The 24,255-nt window shown below is 66.3% G+C and carries 21 protein-coding genes; 12 read left to right on the forward strand and 9 right to left on the reverse strand.

All coding sequences use genetic code 11. The features are described 5' to 3' along the window. The first annotated feature begins 49 nt into the window (after positions 1 to 49). From HH212_RS18250 to HH212_RS18275, 6 genes are all read left to right on the forward strand, one after another. The gene (locus HH212_RS18250) at positions 50 to 1,594 is read left to right on the forward strand and encodes a catalase (RefSeq protein ID WP_370663939.1); all 1,545 of its coding nucleotides are present in this window, start codon (positions 50 to 52) and stop codon (positions 1,592 to 1,594) included. A gap of 269 nt (positions 1,595 to 1,863) precedes the next feature. After that, positions 1,864 to 3,150 (forward strand): cell division protein ZipA C-terminal FtsZ-binding domain-containing protein, encoded by a 1,287-nt coding sequence (locus tag HH212_RS18255; protein ID WP_170203766.1) that lies wholly within the window; start codon positions 1,864 to 1,866, stop codon positions 3,148 to 3,150. 10 nt (positions 3,151 to 3,160) lie between these two features. Beyond that, the gene (gene ligA / locus HH212_RS18260) at positions 3,161 to 5,590 is read left to right on the forward strand and encodes an NAD-dependent DNA ligase LigA (RefSeq protein WP_502572565.1); all 2,430 of its coding nucleotides are present in this window, start codon (positions 3,161 to 3,163) and stop codon (positions 5,588 to 5,590) included. Then, positions 5,587 to 6,477 carry a UTP--glucose-1-phosphate uridylyltransferase GalU gene (galU, locus tag HH212_RS18265; RefSeq protein ID WP_170203767.1) on the forward strand — a complete coding sequence of 297 codons (891 nt, stop codon included), beginning with the start codon at positions 5,587 to 5,589 and terminating at the stop codon, positions 6,475 to 6,477. The genes ligA and galU overlap by 4 nt, the downstream gene beginning before the upstream one ends. Further along, positions 6,474 to 7,010 carry a peptide deformylase gene (gene def, locus HH212_RS18270; protein ID WP_170203768.1) on the forward strand — a complete coding sequence of 179 codons (537 nt, stop codon included), beginning with the start codon at positions 6,474 to 6,476 and terminating at the stop codon, positions 7,008 to 7,010. Before galU ends, def begins: the two co-directional genes overlap by 4 nt. After that, entirely contained in the window at positions 7,007 to 7,555 is a 549-nt protein-coding gene (locus HH212_RS18275; protein WP_308633215.1) for a hypothetical protein, read from the forward strand. The genes def and HH212_RS18275 overlap by 4 nt, the downstream gene beginning before the upstream one ends. A 119-nt stretch (positions 7,556 to 7,674) precedes the next feature. Here the strand turns inward: HH212_RS18275 and HH212_RS18280 are convergent, their stop codons facing one another. From HH212_RS18280 to HH212_RS18300, 5 genes are read right to left on the reverse strand one after another with little or no spacing between them, the layout of a single operon-like run. Next, positions 7,675 to 8,349 (reverse strand): PqiC family protein, encoded by a 675-nt coding sequence (locus HH212_RS18280; RefSeq protein WP_170203769.1) that lies wholly within the window; start codon positions 8,347 to 8,349, stop codon positions 7,675 to 7,677. Beyond that, entirely contained in the window at positions 8,346 to 9,341 is a 996-nt protein-coding gene (locus HH212_RS18285) for an MlaD family protein (RefSeq protein ID WP_170203770.1), read from the reverse strand. Before HH212_RS18285 ends, HH212_RS18280 begins: the two co-directional genes overlap by 4 nt. Next, positions 9,338 to 10,165: an ABC transporter ATP-binding protein gene (locus tag HH212_RS18290; protein ID WP_170203771.1), complete on the reverse strand. Its 828-nt coding sequence runs from the start codon at positions 10,163 to 10,165 to the stop codon at positions 9,338 to 9,340. The genes HH212_RS18285 and HH212_RS18290 overlap by 4 nt, the downstream gene beginning before the upstream one ends. Before the next feature lie 12 nt (positions 10,166 to 10,177). After that, positions 10,178 to 10,942: an MlaE family ABC transporter permease gene (locus HH212_RS18295; protein WP_211172364.1), complete on the reverse strand. Its 765-nt coding sequence runs from the start codon at positions 10,940 to 10,942 to the stop codon at positions 10,178 to 10,180. Between the two features lie 40 nt (positions 10,943 to 10,982). Beyond that, entirely contained in the window at positions 10,983 to 11,840 is an 858-nt protein-coding gene (locus tag HH212_RS18300; protein ID WP_170203773.1) for a hypothetical protein, read from the reverse strand. Positions 11,841 to 11,922: 82 nt separating this feature from the next. Between HH212_RS18300 and HH212_RS18305 the strand changes: the two genes are divergently transcribed. Together HH212_RS18305 and HH212_RS18310 are read left to right on the forward strand one after the other, a co-directional pair. Then, positions 11,923 to 12,396, forward strand: coding sequence for a MarR family winged helix-turn-helix transcriptional regulator (locus HH212_RS18305; protein ID WP_170203774.1), 474 nt, complete (start codon positions 11,923 to 11,925; stop codon positions 12,394 to 12,396). Between the two features lie 885 nt (positions 12,397 to 13,281). Beyond that, on the forward strand, positions 13,282 to 14,586 hold the full coding sequence (locus tag HH212_RS18310) for an ImmA/IrrE family metallo-endopeptidase (protein WP_170203775.1): 1,305 nt from the start codon (positions 13,282 to 13,284) through the stop codon (positions 14,584 to 14,586). Positions 14,587 to 15,115: 529 nt separating this feature from the next. Here HH212_RS18310 and HH212_RS18315 read toward each other — a convergent pair. The 3 genes from HH212_RS18315 to HH212_RS18325 form a co-directional block, all read right to left on the reverse strand. Beyond that, complete coding sequence (locus HH212_RS18315; RefSeq protein ID WP_170203776.1) at positions 15,116 to 15,271, reverse strand: hypothetical protein; 156 nt, start codon at positions 15,269 to 15,271, stop codon at positions 15,116 to 15,118. 115 nt (positions 15,272 to 15,386) lie between these two features. Further along, positions 15,387 to 17,168, reverse strand: coding sequence for a DUF885 domain-containing protein (locus HH212_RS18320; protein ID WP_170203777.1), 1,782 nt, complete (start codon positions 17,166 to 17,168; stop codon positions 15,387 to 15,389). 272 nt (positions 17,169 to 17,440) lie between these two features. Further along, complete coding sequence (locus HH212_RS18325) at positions 17,441 to 19,099, reverse strand: M28 family peptidase (protein ID WP_370663940.1); 1,659 nt, start codon at positions 19,097 to 19,099, stop codon at positions 17,441 to 17,443. A gap of 254 nt (positions 19,100 to 19,353) precedes the next feature. Between HH212_RS18325 and HH212_RS18330 the strand changes: the two genes are divergently transcribed. The 4 genes from HH212_RS18330 (at position 19,354) to HH212_RS18345 (ending at position 22,930) form a co-directional block, all read left to right on the forward strand. After that, positions 19,354 to 19,800: a hypothetical protein gene (locus HH212_RS18330; protein WP_170203778.1), complete on the forward strand. Its 447-nt coding sequence runs from the start codon at positions 19,354 to 19,356 to the stop codon at positions 19,798 to 19,800. Continuing rightward, positions 19,797 to 21,266: an ATPase domain-containing protein gene (locus HH212_RS18335; RefSeq protein WP_170203779.1), complete on the forward strand. Its 1,470-nt coding sequence runs from the start codon at positions 19,797 to 19,799 to the stop codon at positions 21,264 to 21,266. The genes HH212_RS18330 and HH212_RS18335 overlap by 4 nt, the downstream gene beginning before the upstream one ends. Positions 21,267 to 21,363: 97 nt before the next feature. After that, complete coding sequence (locus tag HH212_RS18340) at positions 21,364 to 22,617, forward strand: hybrid sensor histidine kinase/response regulator (protein ID WP_229217341.1); 1,254 nt, start codon at positions 21,364 to 21,366, stop codon at positions 22,615 to 22,617. A gap of 52 nt (positions 22,618 to 22,669) precedes the next feature. After that, positions 22,670 to 22,930 carry a hypothetical protein gene (locus tag HH212_RS18345; RefSeq protein ID WP_170203781.1) on the forward strand — a complete coding sequence of 87 codons (261 nt, stop codon included), beginning with the start codon at positions 22,670 to 22,672 and terminating at the stop codon, positions 22,928 to 22,930. 13 nt (positions 22,931 to 22,943) lie between these two features. On the opposite strand, the gene HH212_RS18350 is transcribed toward HH212_RS18345, so the two are convergent. Further along, the gene (locus HH212_RS18350) at positions 22,944 to 24,191 is read right to left on the reverse strand and encodes a pyridoxal phosphate-dependent aminotransferase (RefSeq protein WP_170203782.1); all 1,248 of its coding nucleotides are present in this window, start codon (positions 24,189 to 24,191) and stop codon (positions 22,944 to 22,946) included. Positions 24,192 to 24,255 lie beyond the last annotated feature (64 nt).

Here is a 24,255-nt window from a genome sequence, read left to right on the forward strand (position 1 = left end):
ATGATTCCTATCTCCTGAACTGTTTCAATAGGTTTTACGTATGGAATTGATGAAGATGTCGATGGGCCGCGTTGCGCTGTGCACGCTGGCCGCAACCGGTGGCCTGCTGTTGCTGGCGCAAGGCGCGTATGCGCAGCAAGTGATGACGAAGGACAATGGCGCCGCCGTCGGCGACAACCAGAACAGCCAGACCGCCGGCCCCAACGGTCCGACCCTGCTGCAGGACGTGCAACTGGTGCAGAAGCTGCAGCGTTTCGACCGCGAGCGCATTCCCGAGCGCGTGGTGCACGCGACCGGCACCGGCGCGCACGGCAGCTTCGTCGCCACCGACGACCTGTCCGACCTCACCAAGGCAAAGCTGTTCAGCCGCAATACCGTCACACCGGTGTTCGTGCGCTTTTCCACCGTGATCCCGAGCCGTTCCGGCACCGAGACCGTGCGCGACCCGCGCGGCTTCGCCACCAAGTTCTATACCCAGGAAGGCAACTGGGACCTGGTCGGCAACAACCTGCCGATCTTCTTCATCCGCGACGCGATGAAGTTTCCGGACATGATCCACGCGCTGAAACCCGATCCGGTCACCAACGTGCAGGAGCCGGAACGCGTGTTCGATTTCTTCTCGCACATCCCGGAATCGACCCAGATGCTGACCCGCGTGTATTCGAACTACGGTACGCCGGCCAGTTACCGCCAGATGAACGGCAGCAGCGTGCACGCGCTCAAGCTGGTCAACGCCAGGGGCGACTACGTGTACGCCAAGTTCGCCTGGAAGTCCCAGCAGGGCGAGCGCAACCTGCGCCCGCAGGAAATCCCGCTGGTGCAGGGCAAGACCACCAGCCACCTGACCACCGACTTGTACGATGCCATCAAGGCCGGCAAGTTCCCGAAATGGGACTTGACCGTGCAGGTGCTGCGTCCGCAGGACTTGAACAAGTTCGATTTCGATCCGCTCGACGCCACCAAGATCTGGCCGGGCATCCCAGAGCGCAAGGTCGGCACCATGACGCTGGGCCGCGTGCCGGACAACTTCTTCGAGTCGACCGAGCAGGTCGCCATGGCGCCGGGTAACCTGATTCCGGGCATCGAGGCATCGGAAGACCGTATGCTGCAAGGCCGCCTGTTCTCGTACATCGATACCCAGCACCACCGCCTCGGCGCCAACTTCCAGTCGCTGCCGATCAACCGCCCGCTGGTGCCGGTGCTGAACAACAACCAGGACGGCGCCGCCAACATCTCGGGGCGCAAGGGCAGCGTCAACTACCAGCCGAGCCGCCTCGAGGGCGCGCTGGTCGAGGACCCGCAGGCGCGCAGCAGCCAGCTGCCGCTGACCGGCACCACCCAGCAGCAGCGCATCGCCAAGACCCTGAACTTCCGCCAGGCCGGCGACTTCTACCGCGCGCTGGGCGCCCAGGACCGTGACGACCTGATCGTCAACCTGTCCGGCGACCTCAAGCGTGTGAAGAACCAGGATACCCTGAACACGATGCTGTCCTATTTCTGGAAGGCCGACGCCGACTATGGCAAGCGCCTGGCCAAGGCCGTCGGCGTGGACGGCGAGCGCATCGCCAGGCTGGCCGCCGCCCTGCAGGAATAAGCGGCCATCCCCGTGCCGGCATCCTGATTGCGCCGGAAGGGCGCCGCCGGCTACCGAGCCATCCCCGCGGGGATGGCTTTTTTTCGTCCGTGCGCGGCCGAGCGGCGTGGCGCCAATCGTTGCCTTCGTGTTACCCTCGCGTGGTGAATCCATTGTCCAAGCCCTTGCCTGCGCCCGAGCGGATCGGGTGAGCATGCAGGCTTTCGCCAATCGATGAAAATATTGCTAATCGAATTACAACAACTAGACGTATCCAAGGCACAAGCAGCATGACAGATCTCCAAATGAGCCTGATCGGCGTGGGCGGCGTCTTCGTCGTCGCCGTCATCAGTTACAACAAGTGGCAGGAATACAAGGCCCGCAAGAGCGTCGAGCGCGCATTCGCTTCGGACCATGACGACGTGCTGATGAAGAGCGGCATGACCGAGCGTCCCCAGGTCGAGCCCGGCCTGGGCGCGCCGCTCCACGGCGCCGCCGACCACGCCGCCCTCGACCGCCACGAGCCGGTATTCGATGCATCGGCGCCGGGCGCCCTGATGCCGGGCGCCGATGCGCTGGCCGAGCCGGTGCTGCACGCGCCGCCGTCGACGGGCGCCCCGGCGGCCGGCGCCGCCGCGGGTGGTGCGGGCACCGGCGGCGCGCATGGCGCCGAACCGGCGCTGGCGCCCCTGGCCGGCGCCGTCCAGGCGCCGGGCCAGGCGGGCGCGCATCCAGCTGCGACTTCGGCCGCGAATCCGGCCGCGAATCCCGCCGATTCTCTGGTCGATCCCCTGATCGACTGCATCATCCCGCTCAATTCCGAAGGCCCGCTGCATGGCGAGCGCATCCTGCCGGCGCTGCACAAGCTGCGCCGCATCGGCAACAAGCCGGTGCACTACGTCGGCCAGGCCGCCGGCGGCGAATGGACGCCGATCGTGCACGGTGGCGTGTATTCCAGGCTGCAGGCCGGCGTCCAGCTGGCCACGCGCAGTACCGCGCTCAACGAACTCGAATACTCGGAACTGGTGACGCGCCTGCGCGCCGTCGCCGACGAGATTCAAGCCGAGCCGGAAGTGCCGGACATGATCGAGGTGATGAGCGAAGCGAAGAACCTGCACCGCTTCGTCGCCGGCCACGATGCCCAGCTGGGCGTCAACCTGGCCTCGAAGGGCGCGCCGTGGTCGATGCCGACCCTGATCGGCGCCCTGGAAAACCAGGGCTTCGACGTGCGTCCGGACGGCCGCTTCGCCATGCCCGACAAGGAAGCCGGCCACGCAGGCGCGCTGCTGTTCACGCTGTCGACCAACGTCACGCTGGGCGCCGACACCACCTCGCGCCTGACTTTGTTGCTGGACGTGCCCTGCGTGCCGGCCGCGCGCGACGGCTTCGGCAAGATGGTGGCCTGCGCCAAGACGCTGGAGCAGCGCCTGAACGGCGCCATCGTCGACGACTTCGACCAGCCGCTGTCGGACGATACGCTGGAAGAGATCGCCGGCCAGGTACGCGAGTTCTACCAGGAGATGGACGGCGCCGACATCGCCGCCGGCTCGGCGCGCGCGCTGCGCCTGTTCAGTTGAGGAGTCCGACTTGACGGCAACACCGAACGCGGCCATCGATCAAGGGGATCAGGCCGATCCCCTGGCGCGCATGGCCTGGCTGGTCGAGGAACTCAACCGCCACATCTACAATTACCACGTGCTGGACGCGCCGACCATTCCGGACGCCGAGTACGACAAGCTGTTCCGCGAACTGCAGGCGCTGGAACTGGCGCACCCGCAAGCGCAATCCGTCGATTCGCCGACCTTCCGGGTCGGCGCCGCACCGATCCCCGAATTCAGCCAGGTGACGCACGCGCTGCCGATGCTGTCGTTGAACAACGGCTTTTCGGATGAAGACATCGACAACTTCGACCGCCGCGTGCGCGACGGCCTGGACGTGGCGCGCGTGGCCTACGCGGCCGAGTTGAAATTCGACGGACTGGCGATCAGCCTGCGCTACGAAAACGGCGTGTTCGTGCAGGCCGCCACCCGCGGCGACGGTGTGACGGGCGAGGACGTCAGCGCCAACATCCGCACCGTGCGCGTGATCCCGCTGCGCCTGCACGGCCCCGACATCCCGGCCGTGCTCGAGGTGCGCGGCGAGGTGTTGATGTTCAAGGACGATTTCGCGCGCCTGAACGCGCGCCAGCGCGAGGCCGAACAGAAGGAATTCGCCAATCCGCGCAACGCCGCCGCCGGCAGCCTGCGCCAGCTCGACGCGCGCATCACCGCCCAGCGCAAGCTGCGTTTCTTCGCCTACGGCATCGGCGTGCTGGAAGGCGCGCCGCCGCCGGCATCGCACTCGGCGGTGCTGGACTGGTTCGAGCGCCTCGGCCTGCCGGTATCGAAGGAGCGCGCCGTGGTTGAGGGTTGCCAGGGCATGCTGGGCTATTTCAACGACATCGGCGCGCGCCGCAAGACGCTGCCGTACGAGATCGACGGCGTGGTGTACAAGGTCGACCGCGTGGCCGACCAGCGCCTGCTCGGCTTCGTCTCGCGCGCGCCGCGATTCGCGCTGGCGCACAAGTTCCCGGCCGAGGAAGCCTTGACGGTCGTGCAGGCGATCGACGTGCAGGTCGGCCGCACCGGCGCCATCACGCCGGTGGCGCGCCTGGTGCCGGTGTCGGTGGGCGGCGTCACCGTCACCAACGCCACCCTGCACAACGAGGACGAGGTGCAGCGCAAGGACGTGCGCGTGGGCGATACGGTCGTCGTGCGGCGCGCCGGCGACGTGATTCCGGAAGTGCTGTCGGTGCTGCTGGAACGGCGTCCCGAGCCGGCGCCGCCGGTGTATCGGTTGCCGCAGCAATGCCCGGTATGCGGCTCGCACGTGGTGCGCGAGGAAGGCGAGGCGATCGCCCGCTGCTCCGGCGGCCTGAGCTGCGCCGCCCAGAGGAAGGAAGCGATCCGCCACTTCGCCGGCCGGCGCATGATGGACATCGAGGGCCTGGGCGACCGCTACATCGACAGCCTGGTGGAATCGAACCTGATCCACGGCGTGGCCGACCTGTACCGCCTCACGCTGGAAGACCTGCTGGCGATGAAGCGCCTGGCCGACGAGCGCGACGGCACCACGCCGGAAACCGTCAAGCAGGGCAAGATCCCGACCAGGTGGGCCGACAACCTGCTGGCCGCGATCGCCGCCAGCCGCCGCCCGCCCCTGGAGCGCCTGCTGTTCGCGCTCGGCATCCGCCACGTGGGCGAATCCACCGCCAAGACCCTGGCCGACTGGCTCGGCAGCCTGGCGCTGGTGCGGCGCGCGCCGGCCGCGCTGCTGCGCGTGCTGCCCGACATCGGCGGCACGGTGGCGCAAGCGATCGCCGATTTCTTCGCCGAAGTCAAGAACCAGCAGGCGCTGGATGCGCTGCTGGCCGCCGGCGTCGCACCGCAGGGAGAACACGCGCCGCGCGCGCAACTGCGCGAACGCCTCGACCAGGTCGAGCTGCTGGCCGCGCTCGGCATCCCGAAACTGACCGGTCCGCGCGCGCGCCAGTTGCTGGACGGGCGCACGCTGGAAGACCTGGCGCATTCGAAGGTGTTCGGCGTGTTCGGCCTGCCGGAAGCGGTGGTGGCGCCGCTGGAAACCTGGATGGCAGAACCCGCCAACCGCGCCGCCCTGGACGCGGTGGCCGACCTGCGGCGCGAACTGCTGGCGCAGCTGGACGCGCTGCCGCAGGCCGCGGCCGGGCCTGCCGGCGCGCTGGAGGGCAAGACCTTCGTCCTGACCGGCACGCTGCCGACCATGTCGCGCGACGGGGCCGGCGCGCTGATCGAGGCGGCCGGCGGCAAGGTGTCCGGTTCGGTGTCGAAGAAGACCTCGTACGTGGTGGCCGGTGCCGATGCCGGCAGCAAGCTGGAAAAGGCCGAAGCGCTGGGGGTGACGGTGTTGGACGAGGCCGGCCTGCTGGCGCTGCTGGGAACCGATGGCGGGTCGGCGGCATCGAATACGAACGAAGCGAAACAGGTGGAGCAGGAATGAGTGTCATCAAGAAGGCGGTATTTCCCGTCGCGGGACTCGGCAGCCGCTTCCTGCCCGCCACCAAGGCGCAGCCGAAGGAAATGCTGCCGATCGTCGACAAGCCGCTGATCCAGTATGCGGTGGAAGAGGCGGTCGCGGCCGGCATCACCGAGATGATCTTCATCACCGGCCGCAACAAGCGCGCCATCGAGGACCACTTCGACAAGGCCTACGAGCTGGAAGCGGAACTGGAAGCGGCCGGCAAGCAGGCGCTGCTGGAACTGGTGCGCGGGGTCATCCCGAAGAGCGTCAACTGCATCTATATCCGCCAGTCCGAGCCGCTCGGCCTCGGCCACGCGGTGCTGTGCGCCCGCCCGGTGGTCGGCAACCAGCCGTTCGCCGTGCTGCTGGCCGACGACTTCATGGACACCGCCGCCGGCCACAAGCCGGTGCTGGCCCAGATGACCGACCTGTACACCTACGAGCGCTGCAGCGTGCTGGCGGTGCAGGACGTGCCGCGCGCGAACACGCGCCAGTACGGCATCGTCAGCGCCAGCCCCTACCGCACCGACCTGGAGCTGGTGTCCGGCATCGTCGAGAAGCCGCAGCCCGAGGACGCGCCGTCGACGCTGGCGGTGGTCGGCCGCTACGTGCTGAGCGGCGCGATCTTCGACCACCTGGAAACGCTCGGCACCGGCGCCGGCGGCGAGATCCAGCTGACCGACGGCATCGCCGCGCTGATGGCGCGCGAACGCGTGCTGGCCTACCGCTATGCCGGCCAGCGCTACGATTGCGGCTCCAAGATCGGCTACCTGAAGGCGACCGCGGCGATCGGCATGAAGCACCCGGAAACCGCCGCGGCGTATAGCGAGTTCCTGCAGCACCTGTGCAGCGAGGTCAAGCCGTGAGCGTCCGCGAGATCCTGAAAATGGGCGACCCGCGCCTGCTGCGCACCGCCGCACCGGTCACCGCCTTCGACACGCCCGAGCTGCACGCGCTGGTGGCCGACCTGTTCGAGACCATGCGCGCGGTCGACGGCGCCGGCCTGGCCGCGCCGCAGATCGGCGTCGACCTGCAGGTGGTGATCTTCGGCTTCGGGCGCAACGGGCGCTATCCGGATGCGCCGGCGGTGCCGGAAACGGTATTGATCAATCCGCTGCTGACGCCCTTGTCGGACCAGATGGAAGAGGGCTTCGAAGGCTGCCTGTCGGTGCCCGGCCTGCGCGGCAGCGTGCCGCGCCACACGCGCCTGCGTTATGAAGGTGTCGACCAGTACGGCGCGCGCATCGTGCGCGAGGTCGACGGCTTCCATGCGCGCGTGGTGCAGCACGAGGTTGACCATTTGTTCGGCATCCTGTACCCGATGCGCATCCGCGACTTTTCCCGCTTCGGCTTCACCGAAGTGCTGTTTCCCGGACTCGACCCGAAGGCCGACGATTGAACGCTTACCGACATATCCGCCCGCTAGCGCTGGCCGCATCCCTGGCGCTGCTCGCCGGCGGCGCGCAGGCGCAGGCCACTGCACGACCTGCCACCCAGGCCGGTACGCCGGCGCCTGCGGATAAACTGTTTACCTGGATCGACGCCGATCCCAAAGCCGAGCTGTGGCTCGACAGCGGCTTTGCCACCTACCACTTCGACCGCGACAAGAACCTGAACGGCGGCAACCGCGGCCTGGGCGCGGAATACCGTTTTTCCGGCACCATGGCGGCGGTGGCCGGGCGCTTCGTCAACAGCGACCGCGTGTATTCGAACTACGCCGGCGTGATCTGGCAGCCGTGGGCGCTCGGGCCGGTGCGCCTGGGCGCCGCCATCGCCGCCTTCGACGGCTACCCGAAGATGCGCGACCGCGGCTGGTTCCCGGCGCTGATTCCTACTTTTACCTATGAGTACGAGCGTGTTGGCGTCAACGTCGGCGTGATCCCGAGTTACAAGGACCGCCTGTACGGCGGGATTTCGGTGCAATTGAAGGTCAAGCTGTTCTGACGCCGGTTTGCATGTCGTTGCGGCACGGATTATGCCGGCGTCGCCGATCGCCGCATGGACGGCGGCTACACCGCGACAAATCGACCGGCGGCGGTATAGCCGTCCACCCTACGTAGCGATCACGATACCGCGCCGACCAGCGCTGCGGCGTCGGCGGCGATGCGGCGCAGCAGTTCCGTGACCGCCTGCGCCTGGGCTTGCGGGCTGTCGCCGCTGGCCGCCACTTCATACACCCGTTCCTCGCCGCGCGCGGCGTTCACTGCCGCCGCCGCGTTGGCGGCGGCGCTGCCGGCATCGGGCGTGCGTCCCAGCACGCCGAAGCGTACCTTGCCGACCAGCTTGCGCTGGCCGCGCACGTAATCCATGCGCACCAGGTCGACCCGCAGCGAGGCGCGCGGATGCAGCGGCGTGCAATCGGCATCGCACACGCGCCAGCCGGGTAGGCGCTGCTGCAGGGCAGCGGTGAATTCGCGCGAGGCGCCGACCTCGATGCGCTCGGCCCAGTAGGTGTCCGGCCATTCGGCCACGGTGCTGTCGTCGACCTTGTAGCGCACGCGGCGCGCGACCAGGTACTCCGGGATGTCCAGGCGCCCGACCGCCAGCACCGGCATGGCGGCATCCATGCTGCGTGGCGGTGCCGCCGATGCGATCAGCGGCACCGCGCTGGGCAGCGACAGCAGGGTGGCGGGCGGCGTCGAGGCGCAGCCAGACAGCACCGACGCCAGCGCAAACAGGGCACCTAGGGCAGGCAGGCGGCGCGCGGCGCGCGGCGATGGGGTCGTGAATCCGTTCATTTGCTCTTGTTCCCAAAGATGAGGGCGTTCGGTTTTTCTTCCAGCAGTTCGCTCAGCGAGCGCAGGCCGCGCGCGGCTTGCGACAGGTCGCGCACCGTGCCTTCCAGGTCGGAGCGCATCGGCGCGCCCGGCGCGGCCAGGTCGGCCACCCGTTCCATCGCCAGGCGCGCGGCTTCCGATGCCTGGCGTGCTTCGACCAGCGTGCGCTGCAGTTCCGGCTGGGCGCCGGCCACGGTGTCGTTCGAGGTGTTGGCCAGGCGCGTCACGGCTTCCAGGGTCTGCGCCGAATGGTCCTGCACGCGGCGGATCGCCTCGGTGGCGGTTTCCAGGGTCTTGCGCGAGTCCACCGTGGTCGCTTTCAACTCGGTCGATGCGGTGCCCAGCAGGGCCTGCGCAGTGGACAGGGTGTCGCGCACGCTGACCAGGGTCTTCTGCAGGTCCTGTACGGTGGCGCGCATGTCGTTGACGGTATCGCGCAGCGGCAGCTCGGCGACCTGGTCGATCAGGGCGCCGAAGCGGTCGGCCACCGCCGGGATTTCGGGGTCGTGCGCGCCGCCGCCGGTGACGCCGTGCAGTATCGCCGGCGAATGCGGCACGAAGTCGAGCTCGATGCCTTTCTGGCCGGTGACGATGCTCTGCGAGGCCAGGCGCGCGCGCAGGCCGCGCGCCACCAGGGTCGGGATGTTCATGGTGCCGTCCGGCGCACCGCTGATGTTCAGCGCCGACGGTTGCAGCTTGAGCGAGACCGGCACCGTGGTGCGCAGCGAATTGCCGTCGACGTTGATGCCGATCGCGGTCACCTGGCCGATGGTCACGCCGCGGAAGGTCACCGGCGCGCCCACCGATAGGCCGCTGACGTTGCCTTCGTAGTAGACGCTGGCTTTCTGCTGCTTGGTGAACAGGTCGCTGCCGCTGAGCCAGATGATGGCGGCGACGATGACGACCAGGGTGGCGATGACGAAAGCGCCGATCATGAGGGCGTTGCGTTTCATGCGGGTTCCTTTTGTTTGTCGGGGGCGGTTGCGGCGCCGTGATCGGCGGCCGCGCCGGCGCCCGTCGATGCGTCGTCTTCCGGCGGCACTTCGCGCCGCAAAAAGGCGTCCACGGTCGGATGGATGTGCTGTTTGGCCAGGTCGGCCGGCTTGCCGTGGGCGATCGGGTGCTTGCTGTCGGCATCCAGGAAGATGCCGTCGTCGGCGATGGCGAACAGGCTGGGCAGCTCGTGGCTGACCAGCACGAAGGCGGCGCCGGTGCGCTCGCGGATGTCGAGGATCAGGTCGTCCAGCCGGCGCGAGCTGATCGGATCGAGGCCGGCCGAGGGTTCGTCCAGGAACAGCAGTTGCGGCTCGGCGGCGATGGCGCGCGCCAGGCCGACGCGCTTCTTCATGCCGCCGCTCAGGTCGGCCGGAAAGGCGTCGGCCGAGCCCTCCATGCCGACCCATTCCAGCACCTCGCGTGCGCGCTTCTCGCGCGCCTTGTCGTCCAGCTTGGTGCGCTGGGTCAGCGGCAGCAGGACGTTTTCCAGCACCGTCATCGACGACCACAGCGCCGCGCTCTGGAACAGCATGCCGAACTTGGCGCGCAGGGCGTCGCGGCCGGCCTCGTCGCTGTCCCAGAAGTTCACGCCGTCGTAGCAGACTGCGCCGGACGCCGGCGGCAGCAGGCCGACCAGGTGCTTTAGCAGCGTACTCTTGCCGCAGCCGCTGCCGCCCATCACGGCGAAGATGCAGCCTTCATCCACCTTCAGCGAGACGTGCTCCTGGATCAGGCGGTCGCCGAAGCGCATTTCGAGGTCGTGTACGGCGAGCAGGCTCATGGTCGTCCCATGTCAGAGGTTCAATGCGTTGGCGCACAGCGCGAATACCGCGTCGAGCACGATGATGCCGACGATGCTGGTGACCACCGCGCCGGTGGTCGCCATGCCGACGCCGGCCGCGTTGCGCTTGGTGTACAGGCCGAAATAGGTGCCCACCAGGCCGATCAGGATGCCGAAGGCGAGCGACTTGCCGGCGCCCAGCGCCAGGTGGATCCAGGTCAGCGATTCGGACGTGCGCTGCAGGTAGCCGGCCATCGAGATGTCGAGCATCGCCGCCGCCACGCTCATGCCGCCCAGGATGCCGGTCATGCAGGCGAACACGTACAGCAGCGGCATCATGACCAGCAGCGCGATCACGCGCGGCAGCACCAGGAAGTCGATGGCCGGCAGGCCCAGCACCTCGAGCGCGTCGATCTCTTCGTTGGCCTGCATCGAGGCCATCTCGGCGGCGAAGGCGGCGCCGGTGCGGCCGGCGATGACGACCGCGGTGATGATGGCCGCCATTTCGCGCGCCACTGCGATGCCGACCAGGTCGGCCACGAAGATGCCGGCGCCGAACTTGGCCAGCTGCACCGCGCCGACGAAGGCCAGGATCGCGCCCACCAGGAAATTCACGGTGGAGACGATCGGCACCGCGCGCCAGCTGGTGTCGGCCAGCACCCGCACGAAGTCGGCCATGCGGAAGCGCCAGCCGCCGCCGACCGCCGCCACGCCGGCCAGGATCACTTCGCCGAGGAAGGTGACCGGGCGGCGCGCGCCCGCCAACAGTGCATTCATCGCGGCCATCCCTGGTCAGGCGTGCTGGTCATGGACCGGTTCAGAAGCGGACCTTGAGGTAGGCCGACGGTCCGGTCAGGCGCACCTTGAGGTCGGCATCGCGGGTGCCGTTGCGGCTCAGCTGGATGCGCTGGATGCCGTAGTCCGCCATCAGGCCGACGTTCTTGGCGAAGAACCACTCGGCGCCGACGCTGGCGCCATAGATATGGCCGCTCAGCTTGCCGCCGTTCTTCTTGACGCCGGAAACGTCCGCCACCATGCGCAGGTCCGGGGTAAAGGCGTGACGCCAGCCGAGTTCCAGCAGCGGCGCGAAGGCGCTTTCGCTGGCCGAGCCGTCGGCGCTGAAGTCGCGGCTCTGGCGCAGGCCGGCGACCGTGCCGCTGACCGTGCCGGTGGCGCGGGCGTCGACCTTGGCGCGGTAGTAGCCGGCGCCGACGCCGATGCCGAACACGTCGCTGCCCTGGCCGATCCACCATTTATAGGCGAGCTGCGCCAGGTCGAGCTGCAAGTTGAGGTTGGCGTTTACCGCGCCGGCGTAGGGCACGCCCTCGTAGGTGGTGCTGCCGGATGCGGTCGAGCTGTTCGATTTGTCGTAGCGGAAGTAGTCGAACGACAAGCCTTGCGAATCGCCCAGCAGTACGTCGGCCTTGACGCGCGGCAGCGTCACATGGCCCAGTTCCTGGTCCGGGGTGGAGACGAAACCTTGCGGGGTATCGGCGCCCAGATGGATCTTCGGTTCGGTATAAAAGGCGCCGGCGGACAGGCTCACGCGGTCGAGCGCCGCCGACGGTTCGGCTTGTGCGGCGCCCCCGGCGAAGCCGATGGCGGCCAGCGCTAGCAGGGCGGCAGAGCGGCGGTATTGGGACAGGGAGAGGGCGCGACGGGATGAAACGGACATGAATTTTCCTGAAAGTTGAATATAATGCATCACATGCTACAACCATATGATATGCAAAAAATATAACATAACGAGAGAAAACATGCAGAAAGACACCAATCGTGCGGCGGGGGCAATTGACGCCGGCGAAGCGCTGCGCGATTTTTCCGAGCAGGCGCACCGGGTGCTGGCCAGCCGGCTCGGCAAACAGGGGACGTCGGTGGCGCGCGTGAAACTGCTGCTGTTCATCGGCCACCGCGGCGCGGTGCGCTCGATCGACCTGGTGCAGGGACTTGGCTATGCGCCGCGCACGGTCACCGAAGGCATCGACGCGCTGGAGCAGGAGGGCCTGGTGCTGCGCACCCAGGACAAGGTCGACCGGCGCGCCAAGCGGATCGCCCTGACCGAGGCCGGCGCCGCCGCGCTGGCGGTGATCTCGCCGCTGCTGTGCGATTTTGCCGAGCAGATGTTCGGCGTGCTGGATGCATCGGAGCGGCGTTTGCTGGCCGGATTCCTCCAGCGCATGCAGGGCCGGCTGGTGGAGATGGAAGCGGCCGATAGCGGCGCGTATGTGTGATCCGCTATGGCGCGGGGCAATGAAGCGGTGGTTTGGTATATCTGATGCTTCACTATCCGGGAGAATATCAGAAGGTCCGCTTTCTGCTGGGTAGGACCGGTCTTGACAGGTGGCCGATGAATTATTTTAAGGTTGAACATTTTAAGGTTGGCGAACGGCCGAGCGCAGTCAAAAGCGGACCTTTCAGTTAAATATTTCGAAGCTGCTTTATGTTGAAATTGCCAGCGTTACTTGAACCGCATTTCCGATGTGCAGGTTGGCAGGGGCCGAAATCCCTACTAGGACGTAATCTTTTTTAGCGTCCGCCATCGCAAATCGTGATGAATTTGGAGGGTTGACTGTTGAGGAGTGAGGGTTTAGGACAGGATTGAATCGCCCCGGCTTTCGTAGAGGCCGCTTAATGTGAGAAGGCTCCTACGTGAATTTCTGCAGCGCTGGGTCGACAACAGCCGGTCATGACAGTTCGTGAACTTTCCGCTGGAGGTTCCCAAATTCTCACAAGATATCAACAAAATAACGAGGTTTTCCGGTTTTGTCGGTCGCGTAGACGCCTATGGCTTCAAAGCTGTTTTCGCCTTTGCTGGAGAATCCAGGAAATAACCCACGCTATAGATGGCAACCAGTACGTCCGATTCAGCAGGGTTGTATGTCGGATACTCCCCTTCGACAAGCGCCCCCTCGGCAGGGCTCCACTCTTAGATTTTCTTCCGCTCCTCATTGGTTCGTTACGTTAATACCAAGCGCCTTGTATGCCGCCTTAGCGGGGCAAGCCAGTTGCGAGTCCATCAAGTACAGCCGACTAATGTCTTATACTGTACGAAAACCCAGCAACCTGTCCAAAGAATCCATGAAAGCACGTATACTTGTAGACATCGGAATAATTCCATGAATACAACGATTAAGGGCGACGCGTTCGAGCGCAGGGTTTACGATTACTTCCGTACTCAGATCAAAGACGAGCAATTCCACGTCAGGAGCAGTTGCTGCAAGGTCTTTCACAAAAAGGGCTACTATTCAAGGGATCGTGACAGTGAAATAGAATTCGACGTTTCTATAGAAATCTACCTTCCGGGGGCTACGGAATACTCGGAAGTCTGGCTAATAGAATGCAAGCACTATTCCCATTCGGTTCCGGTAAACGATGCTGAGGAATTTTTTGCCAAGGTGCAGCAGGTCTCACCTACAAGCGCGAAGCCTGTAATGGCAAGCAACGCGGCGTTCCAGTCCGGCGCTCTAAACTTCGCGAAGGCGAAAAAGATGGGGATATTACGGCTCTTTAGCACCTCAGATGCGAAGTGGGAGCTGTACAGGTCGCCGTCGGCAAGTGCCGTTACAGCATTTGAAGGCACCTCCGATAAAATACTCGAAGGATTGACTTCGCAACAGTTTGACGGCGCATTCGACTTGTATATGCAGTCTCCCGTGGGGGTGACCAATTCGCTATGGGATTTTGCGGATGGAATGCTAGTTCACTCGCGGCTGAGCGCCGAGCAGCGTCGGGCGGTAGCGAATCCGCGCGGTAGGCCGTCGTGTAGGGTTCCTTACATTGGGAACGATGAACTCGAAGATAAGTGCCTCTGCATACTACGAGAGATCGGCTGGCCCGGAGGAGAGGTTTCGATGGAGGACATTTGCTCCCAAGAGCAGATGCGTAGTGGTCTGCAGGTAAGGACGGAGGCATTTCTGGAAGATGGGAAAATGCGGCAGTCAACCCTAGGGCGAATCTCTTTCTCACCGCTCGAGATACTAGTTTACCGTCAATTGGTTCCGAACTCTGGACGGGAGCGCTTTACTTTGGCGCACGAACTTGCCCACCATCTGCTTTCCCATGGGAAATACATGTCGGGCGAAGCGTGCGACGAAAGCGATTTCAAGTTAAAGCGCGACGCAGATTCCATGTCTCCTGACATCGTTCGGATGGAATACCAGGCAAACGTATTCGCGGCTTGCCTGCTTATGCCCAAGGCCTCCTTCGTTGATGACTTCAAGCGGATCATCGAATGGCTGCACATACCGAACAGAGGTCACGGCGCGCTGTATCTGGACGGGCAACCCTGTAACTACCAAAACTATGAGCGGGTAACTCGCGAGCTGATGTCACGTTATGGCGTATCGCGCGTCGCCACCACGATTAGGCTCGAAAGTCTTGGGCTGCTGCGCGACGTCCGCCCTCAAGCATATACTTTGTAGGAGATTGTGCCTTCGGCACGAGCAGCGAGCCGATCCAACAGATGTCCCTCCTGCTGGCTTTCTCGCTGGTAAACTTCCTGCAGTAACTTGGTCCTCCGATTGTTGGGACGAGAGCGAGCTCGACGTCTTCAAAACGGCGATTTTCGATACTGCCGGATTTTCTATGATGCGCGAAAAAAATCCAGCGGAGGTAGATGCTTTGTTCGAGACAGTGACATCAGTGCCGCACATGCTCAAGCCAGAGCCTGGGGCTAAGCAAATGTGGTGGGGTGTCATGTAGTTCCGCTCTATTCGAGCGGCCGCTTAGGGTCTTTCCCGACCTGTCGTGATCATTGGCGAAATTTTCGCCCCACCGGTTGAAACAGGATCGAGATTTGTAAGTCCCGCATACAAACGACTGCGCTACTTGATTTGCTGGAAGCGCGATGGCGCTGCGGTTACCGTAACCGACCGAAACGGCGTGCAACGCCATAGCAGGCCAGCGGGATTGTCGAAGCCTGAGCGGGACGAGGGGCGCCCCGCAGTGTGCTCAGTCGCTTTTATCTTCTTCGTCGGACTTGTCGCTTCCCTGATAGCGTTCGTTATTCGGGTTCAGTTGATCCGAGCGGTTGTCCTGGCTGGCACTGTGTGCGTCGCTGTTCGGATTCAAGCTATCACTACGGTCGTCGTTCGGTGTCCTGCTCATGATTTCCTCCTCAACGTTGGCCGACACATGGCGGCGACACCGATTCTGCAAGCAATTGCGGACCGGCGTCGCGCGCTAGGTGCAGTCGCGGCTTCAAGGCGGCGGATCGTCCACGCTATTTCGATGGCGGATACGGCGATGTGCCACCCGCGGCAATGAAGGCATCGATGCGCGCCGCCAGCACCGGCAGCGGCACCGCGCCTATCTGCAGCACGGTGTCGTGGAAGGCGCGGATGTCGAAGCGCGCGCCGAGCGCGGTTTCCGCCTTCTTCCGCGCTTCCATGATCGCCATCTGGCCCAGGTAATAGGACAGCGCCTGGCCCGGCCACGAGATGTAGCGGTCGACCTCGGTCTCGATCTCGTGGTCGGACAGCGCGGTGTTGTCGTGCAGGTAGGCCTGCGCCTGCGCGCGCGTCCAGCCCTTGGCGTGGATGCCGGTGTCGACCACCAGGCGCGCCGCGCGCCAGGCCTGGTAACTGAGCATGCCGAAGGTTTCGTAGGGCGTCTCGTAGATGCCCATCTCGCTGCCCAGGCGCTCGCAGTACAGCGCCCAGCCTTCGCCGTAGGCCGAGATGTAGGCGCGGCGGAACGGCGGCACCCCTTTCTGTTCCAGCGCCACCGGCATCTGGAAGGCGTGGCCGGGCGCCGATTCGTGCAGCGTCAGCGCCGGCAGGCTGTACAGCGCGCGCGCCGGCAGGTTATAGGTGTTGACCAGGTAGATGCCGGGACCGCCGCGCGCCGAGGTGTAGTAGGGCGCCTGGTCGGGCGGCACCGGGACGATGGCGAAGCGCTTGCGCGGCAGGTAGCCGAAGTACTGGTCGGCCTTGCCGTCGAATTTCTTGGCGATCCAGGCGGCGCGCATGAGCAGTTCGTCCGGCGTCCTGGCATAGAACCGCGGGTCGCTGCGCAGGAAGGTCAGGAAGGCCGGTAGCTCGCCCTGGAAGCCGGCCTGCGCCATGGTCTGCGTCATCTCGGCGCGGATCTTGGCCATTTCCGCCAGGCCGATCGCGTGGATCCGGTCGGCGCTCATGGTCGTGGTGGTGTACTCGACGATCTTCGACTGGTAATAGGCCTTGCCGTCGGGCAGGCGCTCGGCCGCCAGCGCGGTGCGCGCGTGCGGGAAGTACTCGTCGCGTACGAACGTCAGCGCCGCCGCGTAGGCCGGCTGCACCGCGCCGGCGATCAGTCGCGCGGCTTCGGCGCGCAGCGCGTCCTGGCGCGCCGCCGGGATGGTGGGCGGCATCGCCTTGAACGGCGTCCAGTAAACCGTGTCTTGCGGCGTCCTGGCTTCGGCGACCGCCACCAGCGGCGCCTCGCGTCCCGTCAGGGTGACTTGCGGCGGGGTGAAGCCGCGCGCCAGGCCGGCGCGCATGTTGGCCAGCTCTTCGCCGAAGTAGCGCGGCAGGTCGGCCAGCTGGCGCAGGTAGGTGCGGTATTCGTTCTCGTCCTTCAGCGGGCGCCGGGCGATGTACATGATGTCGGACCAGAACGCGCTGTCGGCATTTACCGGCTGCTCGTATTCGCGGTAGCGCTGGGCCTCGGCCAGGGCGGCGATCTGGGCGCGGTAGACCGCGTAGTTGAGGCGCTGCGGCGCCGACAGCGCGTCCGGGCGGATCGCGTCCAGGCGCGCCAGCACGTCTTGCCAGTAGGCCAGGCGCGCCTGCTGGGTGCCGGCATCGACGCGCGCCAGTTCGCCGTCGGCGGCGCGCGGATTGTCGTCGTCCCAGGCCAGGCGCTGGGCGAGGCGCCATTGCCATTCCTGCTCGTAGATCGTTTTGAAGCGGGTGTCGGCGGGGGACTCGGCTGCGGTGGTCGTGGCGGCGAAGGCTGAGATGGCAGGAGCCAGCGTGCTCAGGAGTGAGATCGAGACGGCAGTGTTTAGCAGAATGCGCTTCATGGAATCATGTATTCATTTTGATAGCAAAAGCGTCGTTCCCGGCCTTGGCGGCCCCCTTGGCGGGAACCCATGCTGAACGTCTGGAATCGCGCATTGTGAAGTGATCGAGCTACTTCACATGATCGACGATCGTTACCGAGCATGGGTCCCCGCCTTCGCGGGGAGTCGTTTCAGGCAATGCCTGGAACGACGGTTTTTAAGCCAGCAATACTATCTTAGGCAGCAATGCGCCTGCGCAGGAAGTCGTTTCCGGCAATGCCGGGAACGACGGGTCAGCGTTTGACCGCGCCGTACGCCTGTCCCGCCTTCCAGCTTGGCATCGCCGGCGCATTCGCCACCGCGTAGCCCAGGTTGAGCGTGAACTGCGCCTGCTGCACCATGCCGGACAGGTCCCAGGCCGGGTCGTACTGGTCGCTCACCTGGTGGTAATCCTTGGTGAAGGCGCGCATGCGATCGGCGCTGCCATGGCCGCCGGCATGCGCGTGGTCGTGCTCGAAGTCGAACTTGCCGTCGCCCGAGAACACCGCCGAACCGACGTTGAAGGCCGGTACGCCCGCCTTGGCAAAACTGAAATGATCGGCGCGGAAGTAGGCGCCGCCCAGGTCCGGCGTCGGCGCCGCCAGCGCCAGGCCCATCGACTTCGCCACCGCGGCCGAGGTCTCCAGCAGCGAGCTGCGTTCGGCGCCGGCGACGCCGATGTCGCGCGTGCGGCCGACGAAGTTCATGCTGTCCAGGTTGAGGTCGGCGGCGGTTTTTGCCAGCGGCCACAGCGGTGCGCGCACGTAGGCCAGGCTGCCCAATAAACCCTGCTCCTCGGCGCACGGCCACAGGAAGATCTGGGTGCGTTTGGCCGGATGCGCCACCGCCGCCTGCGCCATCGCCAGCAGCGCGGCGCTGCCGGAAGCGTTGTCGATGGCGCCGTTCCAGATGTGGTCGGGCTTGCCGTTGTCGGCGTCGATGCCGAGGTGGTCCCAGTGCGCCGAATAGATCACCGCTTCTTCGCGCAGCCTGGGGTCGCTGCCCGGCACGATGCCGGCCACGTTGTACTGCACCACGTTGCGCACCGCGCTTTTCACGTCGGCGTGCGCCGCCGCCCTGAGGTCGACCGGGCGGAGGCCGCGCACCTCGGCCTGGGCGCGCAGGCGGTCCAGGTCCTGGCCGGCGGCGGCGAACAGGGTGCGCGCGAAGTCTTCGCTGATCCAGCCCTGCAGCGCGTTGCCCGCGCCGGCCAGGTGGAACTGCTCGTGCGAGAAGCTGTTGACCGGCACGCTCCACGGATACGAGGCCGATTCGGTGGTGTGGATCAAGAGGATGCCGGCCGCGCCCTGGCGCAGCGCTTCCTCGAATTTATAGGTCCAGCGGCCGTGCCAGGTCAGCGACTTGCCGCCGAAGCGTTCCGGTTCGGCGGCGGTAGGCTGCGGATCGTTGACCATCGCCACCAGCAGCTTGCCTTTCACGTCGACGTCCTGGAAGTCGTTCCAGCGCTCGCTTGGTGCGTCGATGCCGTAGCCGACGAACAGCAGCGGCGCGTCGATGCGGGTGGCGGTGCGCCCGCTGGCGTTACCGAACACGGCTTCCTGGCCGAAGCGCACCGCCAGTTCGCGGCCGCCGGCCTCGAAGCGCAGGGTGCTGGCCGGCAGGGTCTTCTGGCCGACCATCTCGACCTTTTGGCGATAGCCGCCATTCGCCGCCGGCTGCAGGCCGAGCGCGGCGGCTTGCGTTTCCAGGTAGCGCACCGCGAGGTCGCCGCCGCGCTGGCCGGTGCCGCGGCCTTCCAGCAGGTCGTCGGCCAGGAAGGCCAGGTGGGCGCGCAGCGGCGCCTCGGTGACGGCCGGTGGAGCCGGCGCCTTGGAAGCGGCCGCAGGGGCTGCGCTGCAAGCCAGGCTGGCACAGGCCAGGCCGGCCAGGAGGGCGCGCGCCAGGGCGCGCAGGACGAACGGTTGCGGATTCGGATCGAAGGACATGGGCGGCAGCGCAGGAGTGGCACAAGCCTGCGATGGTAGCACCCGCGCGGCCGTGGCCGCCAGGCCGATGCGGCCGCGGCCGCGGCGCGCGCGCGATTTCAACAATTTCAACAATTTCAACAATTCCAAAGTCGCAACCGTCCCATTGGCAAGGTATAATTCGCCGATAAGCGCGGCAGTACAGGACCGCGCGTACAAGAACCCGCTTTCCAAACTCCTGAATGGACAAAGACGATTACACTGCGCCGCCTGCACGCGCCGGCGGCGTCCCGGACGGGACACGTCCGCAGCACGGCGCGCCGCTGGTCCGGCCATGGCTGGACCTGCGCCGCCAACTGGTGCCGCTGATCGGCGAAACCGGCTTCGTCGCCCTGTTCGGACGCAGCCTGCGCCTGCTGGCGCCGGCCCACGCCTGGCTCAGCAGCGACTCGGCGCGCAAGACCGGGGCGCTGCTGCTGGATGCGCTCGAACGCGACCTGGCCACGGTGGATGCCGCCGTGGCCGGGGTGGTGAACGATGAATTGATGACTATTTTTACTCGCCAGCTCAGCGCCCTGATCGGCCCTGGCCTGACAGCGCGGTTGCTGGCGAATACCGTGGCCGACCCCCGGACCCAGACCCGTCCCGGCAGCGTGTTGCAACAGAATCAACAGGAGCACAAGGAATGAGCGACAGAGTGGCATTGGGAAAGTTGAGCACCGGCGTGCCGGGACTCGACATTCTCCTTGGAGGCGGCCTGAGCGAGTTTTCGTTCACGCTGATCGCCGGCGCCCCCGGCAGCGGCAAGACCACGCTGGCGCACCAGATCATGTTCGCGCTCGCCACGCCCGAGCGGCGTGCGCTGTTCTTCACCGTGCTGGGCGAGCCGCCGCTGAAGATGCTGCGCTACCAGCAGCAATTCTCCTTCTTCGACATGGACAAGGTCGGCACCAGCATCCGCTACGTCAACCTGGCCGACGACCTGCGCGCAGGCGACTTCAGCGGTGTGCTGGAGCGCATCATGCAGGAAGTCGAGGATTTCGTTCCCAGCCTGGTGTTCGTCGATTCCTTCCGCTCCGTGGTGCAGACCAGGCGCAGCGGCAACGAGGGCTTGTGGGACGTGCAGAACTTCATCCAGGAGCTGGGTTCGCGCATGGCGACCTGGCAAGCCACCACCTTCCTGATCGGCGAGTACAGCCAGAACGATTCGGAAGCGCACCCGATCATCACGGTGGCCGACGGCATCGTGGCACTGACGCACAACGAGTACCAGGAGACCGTGGTGCGCAAGATGCGCGTCATTAAAATGCGCGGCCAGCCGCACATGGTCGGCTCGCACACCATGCGCATCACCGACGACGGCATCCGCGTGTATCCGCGCCAGCTGGTCACCATGCCGGACGCCTACCTGGGCCACGACCGCGACCCGCGCCGCGTCTCCACCGGCGTGGCCGGGCTGGACGGCTTGCTGCACGGCGGCCTGCCGCAAGGGCACACGGTGCTGGTGACCGGCCCCACCGGCATCGGCAAGACGGTGCTCGGCGTGCAATTCCTGAAAGCGGGCGCGGCGGCCGGCGAGCATGGCGTGGCCGTGTATTTCGAAAAGCACACGGCGCGCCTGCACAATGCCACGCTCAACGACTTGGTCGAGGACGGCAAGATCACCATCATGGACCCGGTGTCGCTGTCCTTGTCGATCGAGGAATTCCTGGACGAACTGGTCCAGAACATCGAACGCACCGGCGCCACCCGGGTGGTGATCGATTCCCTGTCCGAGATCGGCCTGTACCTGGCACCGGAATTCAGCAAGGACCTGCGCCTGTCGGTGTTCCGCACCCTGTCGATGCTGGCCGCGCGCGGCATCACCACGATGGTCATGTCGGGCATCGAGGATGGCCAGCCGGGGCTGCAGTTCTCGATCGACGACCTGTGCTTCCTGGCCGACGCGGTGCTGGTCATGCGTTTCGCCGAGGTCGACGGCGACCTCGGCAAGTTCATGGCGGTGGTGAAGGTACGCAGCAGCGCCCACAGCACCGAATTGCGGCGCTACCGCATCGACACGCACGGCATCCAGATCGACGAGGGCATGATCCGCTACGACGGGGTGCTCACCGGATGGCCCAAGCCGCGCCCGCAGGCGCAGCTGGAGGATTGAACGCAAGATCATGGATAGTCAGCAGGAATTTGCATTGGAGAGGGATCGCGAGAACGCTGCCTTGCGCCTTCGCGTCCGCATGCTCGAGGACGAGCTCGTGCGTGCACGGGCAACGGCCCGCCGCCAGGACGACGAAAAGCTGGAAAACGACGCCAGCCTGGCGCAATTGCGGGAGGCCAACGAGCACCTGATACTGGCGACCTTCAATGCCGAGAACCTGCGCGACGACGCCGAGGCCGTCAACCAGCGCCAGAACGAATTCCTGGCGATGCTGGCGCACGAGCTGCGCAACCCGCTGTCGCCGATCAGCATGGCCGCTTCGCTGCTGGGCAACGTGCCCAGCGCCAGCGTCCAGGTGGTCAACCTGACGCGGGTGATCGGACGCCAGGTGGATCACATGGCGCGCCTGCTGGACGACCTGCTGGACGCGGCGCGCATCAGCAGCGGCAAGATCACCCTTGCGCTGGAACCGCTGCCGCTGGCGGAACTGGTGTCGCATGCGGCCGAGACCATGCAGCCGCGCATCGACGAGCGCCACCAGCACCTGCACGTCGACCTGCCGCACGAGGCCATCACGGTCGACGGCGACCGCGTGCGCCTGACCCAGGTCTTCACCAATCTGCTGGCGAACGCCTCCAAGTACACCCAGGACGGCGGCACGCTGCGCGTGCGCGTTGCGGCCGGGGACGGCGAAACGCTGCTGGTGGTCGAGGACGACGGCATCGGCATGGCGCCCGACGTGCTGCCGCACATATTCGATCTGTTCACCCAGGGGCCGCGCTCGCTGGCGCGCTCCGAGGGCGGGCTGGGCGTCGGCCTGAACGTGGTGCGCAACCTGCTGGCGATGCACGGCGCCACGGTGCGCGCCGACAGCGACGGCCTCGGCAGCGGCAGCCGCTTCACGGTGTGCCTGCCGCTGTCGCGCCTGGCCCGGCCGGCGGCGCCGGCGCTCGGCGCCGCCGCCACGGCTGCCGGCCGCTCCCTCGACATCCTGGTGGTCGAGGACAACGTCGACGCCTGCGCGATGCTGGCCGGCGTCCTGAGCGCCGAGGGCCATTGGGTACGCTGCGTACACGACGGCAAGGCCGGCCTGGCCGCTTTCATGGAACGGCCGTGGGACGTGATCGTGTGCGACATCGGCCTGCCCGGCATGGATGGCCTGGAACTCATGCGCACGGTGCGCGCCGCGCCCGCCGGCGCGGTGCCGTTCGCGATCGCGCTGTCCGGCTACGGCCAGGACGACGACCGTGCGCGCGGCCTGGCGGCCGGCTTCGACCGCTACCTGGTCAAGCCGGCCGGCGTGGCCGAGCTGCGCGCGCTGATCGCGGCGCTGCCGGCGCGCGCCGCCTGAAGCACGCGTCTGCTATGGTGGTCGCAAGACCACTTTTTCGGAAAGAACCGCGATGAACTTCAGCCTTCACTTCCTCGAACACGACGTGTCCATCGCCGAGGACACCTGGACCGCACTGGCGACGACCGGCAGCGACATCTCGCTCGAGAACGTGCGCGCCACCGTCGCCGCCGTGCTGGAACGCGGCGGCGCCTTCACGGTGGAAGACAGCAACGGGCAAGTCGTGCGGCGCATCGAGAGCGCCGCCGACTTCGAAGGCTACATGCAGGACGTCGCCATGCAGCGCCAGCAGTTCCAGCAGACCCAGGCCTGAGGCCCGGCCGGCGTCAGCCCTGCAGCATCGTCCGCAGGCGCGCCACCGCCTGCTCGATGCGTTCGTACTTGGCCGCATACGAAAAACGCACGTGGCGCGCGGGCGCGGCGAAGCCGAAGTCGTCGCCCGGCACGATCGCCACGTGCGCCTCCTGCAGCGCCGCCATGCCGAAGGCCGTGCTGTCGCCCGCCAGCGGGTGGTCCAAGGCGCCGATGTCGGCATACACGTAGAACGCGCCGTCCGGCAGCACCGGCACCTGGAAGCCGAGCGCGCGCAGCGCCGGCACCAGGAAGTCGCGGCGGCGCTGGAATTCGCGCCGTCGTTCCTCGTAGATGGCGATCGCTTCCGGGGCGAAGCAGGCCAGCGCCGCATGCTGGGCGATGGTCGGCGCGCAGATGAACAGGTTCTGCGCCAGCTTTTCGATGACCGGCACCAGCGCGTCCGGCACCACCAGCCAGCCCAGGCGCCAGCCGGTCATGCCGAAGTATTTCGAGAAGCTGTTGACGGTGATGACGTCGTTCGACAGCGCCAGCGCGCTGGTCGGGCGCGTGCCCAGGTCGCTTCCGATCGCGTCGCCGTACGACAGGCCCTGGTAGATCTCGTCGACCACGGCGAAGCCGCCGCGTGCGTGCACCGCGGCCAGCAGGTCGGCGGTCTGCAGCGCCGTCATCGACGTGCCGGTCGGATTCGACGGCGAAGCCACGATCACGCCGCGCGTGTGCGCGCTCCAGTGCGACGCGACCTGGGCGGCGGTCAGCTGGTAGCGCTCGGCCGGGCCGGACGGCAGCAGCACCGGCTTGCCGCCGAAGGCGCTGACGAAGTGGCGGTTGCACGGATAGCACGGGTCCGGCATCAGGACTTCGTCGCCCTCGGCCACCAGCGCGGCGCAGGCCAGCAGCAGCCCGGCCGAGGCGCCGGCGGTGATCACGATGCGGCGCGGGTCGATGTCCAGGCCGTGGGCCGCGGCGTAATGCCCGGAAATGGCGTCGCGCAGGGCCGGCAGGCCGAGCGACTCCGTGTACTGGGTGCTGCCTTTTTGAATCGCCGCCATCGCCGCGGCGGCCACGATGTCGGGCGCCGTGAAATCGGGTTCGCCGACGCTCATGCTGATGACGTCGATGCCGGAGCGGGTCATGGCAGCGGCGGCCTTGACCATTTCCATGACGCGGAAGGGTTCGATGGCGTCGACGCGGGCGGCGACCTGCAGGGCGCGCGCGGAGGGGACGGAAGCGCCGGGGGCGTGGTGCTGGTGGTCTTGCATGGTGGCGGATGCGGCGGCAAAGGGGGAAAGACGCCATCCTAGCGCATCCGACGCATTTGGTGCG

The organism is Massilia forsythiae (genome assembly GCF_012849555.1).
GTDB classification, from domain to species: domain Bacteria; phylum Pseudomonadota; class Gammaproteobacteria; order Burkholderiales; family Burkholderiaceae_D; genus Telluria; species Telluria forsythiae.

Bases quoted from the DNA above. Each gene is read 5' to 3' on its own strand.
- HH212_RS18250 (WP_370663939.1), top strand. From the start codon at position 50: ATGAAGATGTCGATGGGCCGCGTTGCGCTGTGCACGCTGGCCGCAACC.
- HH212_RS18255 (WP_170203766.1), top strand. From the start codon at position 1,864: ATGACAGATCTCCAAATGAGCCTGATCGGCGTGGGCGGCGTCTTCGTC.
- galU (WP_170203767.1), top strand. From the start codon at position 5,587: ATGAGTGTCATCAAGAAGGCGGTATTTCCCGTCGCGGGACTCGGCAGC.
- HH212_RS18280 (WP_170203769.1), bottom strand. From the start codon at position 8,349: ATGAACGGATTCACGACCCCATCGCCGCGCGCCGCGCGCCGCCTGCCT.
- HH212_RS18285 (WP_170203770.1), bottom strand. From the start codon at position 9,341: ATGAAACGCAACGCCCTCATGATCGGCGCTTTCGTCATCGCCACCCTG.
- HH212_RS18290 (WP_170203771.1), bottom strand. From the start codon at position 10,165: ATGAGCCTGCTCGCCGTACACGACCTCGAAATGCGCTTCGGCGACCGC.
- HH212_RS18295 (WP_211172364.1), bottom strand. From the start codon at position 10,942: ATGAATGCACTGTTGGCGGGCGCGCGCCGCCCGGTCACCTTCCTCGGC.
- HH212_RS18300 (WP_170203773.1), bottom strand. From the start codon at position 11,840: ATGTCCGTTTCATCCCGTCGCGCCCTCTCCCTGTCCCAATACCGCCGC.
- HH212_RS18305 (WP_170203774.1), top strand. From the start codon at position 11,923: ATGCAGAAAGACACCAATCGTGCGGCGGGGGCAATTGACGCCGGCGAA.
- HH212_RS18310 (WP_170203775.1), top strand. From the start codon at position 13,282: ATGAATACAACGATTAAGGGCGACGCGTTCGAGCGCAGGGTTTACGAT.
- HH212_RS18315 (WP_170203776.1), bottom strand. From the start codon at position 15,271: ATGAGCAGGACACCGAACGACGACCGTAGTGATAGCTTGAATCCGAAC.
- HH212_RS18320 (WP_170203777.1), bottom strand. From the start codon at position 17,168: ATGAAGCGCATTCTGCTAAACACTGCCGTCTCGATCTCACTCCTGAGC.
- HH212_RS18330 (WP_170203778.1), top strand. From the start codon at position 19,354: ATGGACAAAGACGATTACACTGCGCCGCCTGCACGCGCCGGCGGCGTC.
- HH212_RS18335 (WP_170203779.1), top strand. From the start codon at position 19,797: ATGAGCGACAGAGTGGCATTGGGAAAGTTGAGCACCGGCGTGCCGGGA.
- HH212_RS18345 (WP_170203781.1), top strand. From the start codon at position 22,670: ATGAACTTCAGCCTTCACTTCCTCGAACACGACGTGTCCATCGCCGAG.
- HH212_RS18350 (WP_170203782.1), bottom strand. From the start codon at position 24,191: ATGCAAGACCACCAGCACCACGCCCCCGGCGCTTCCGTCCCCTCCGCG.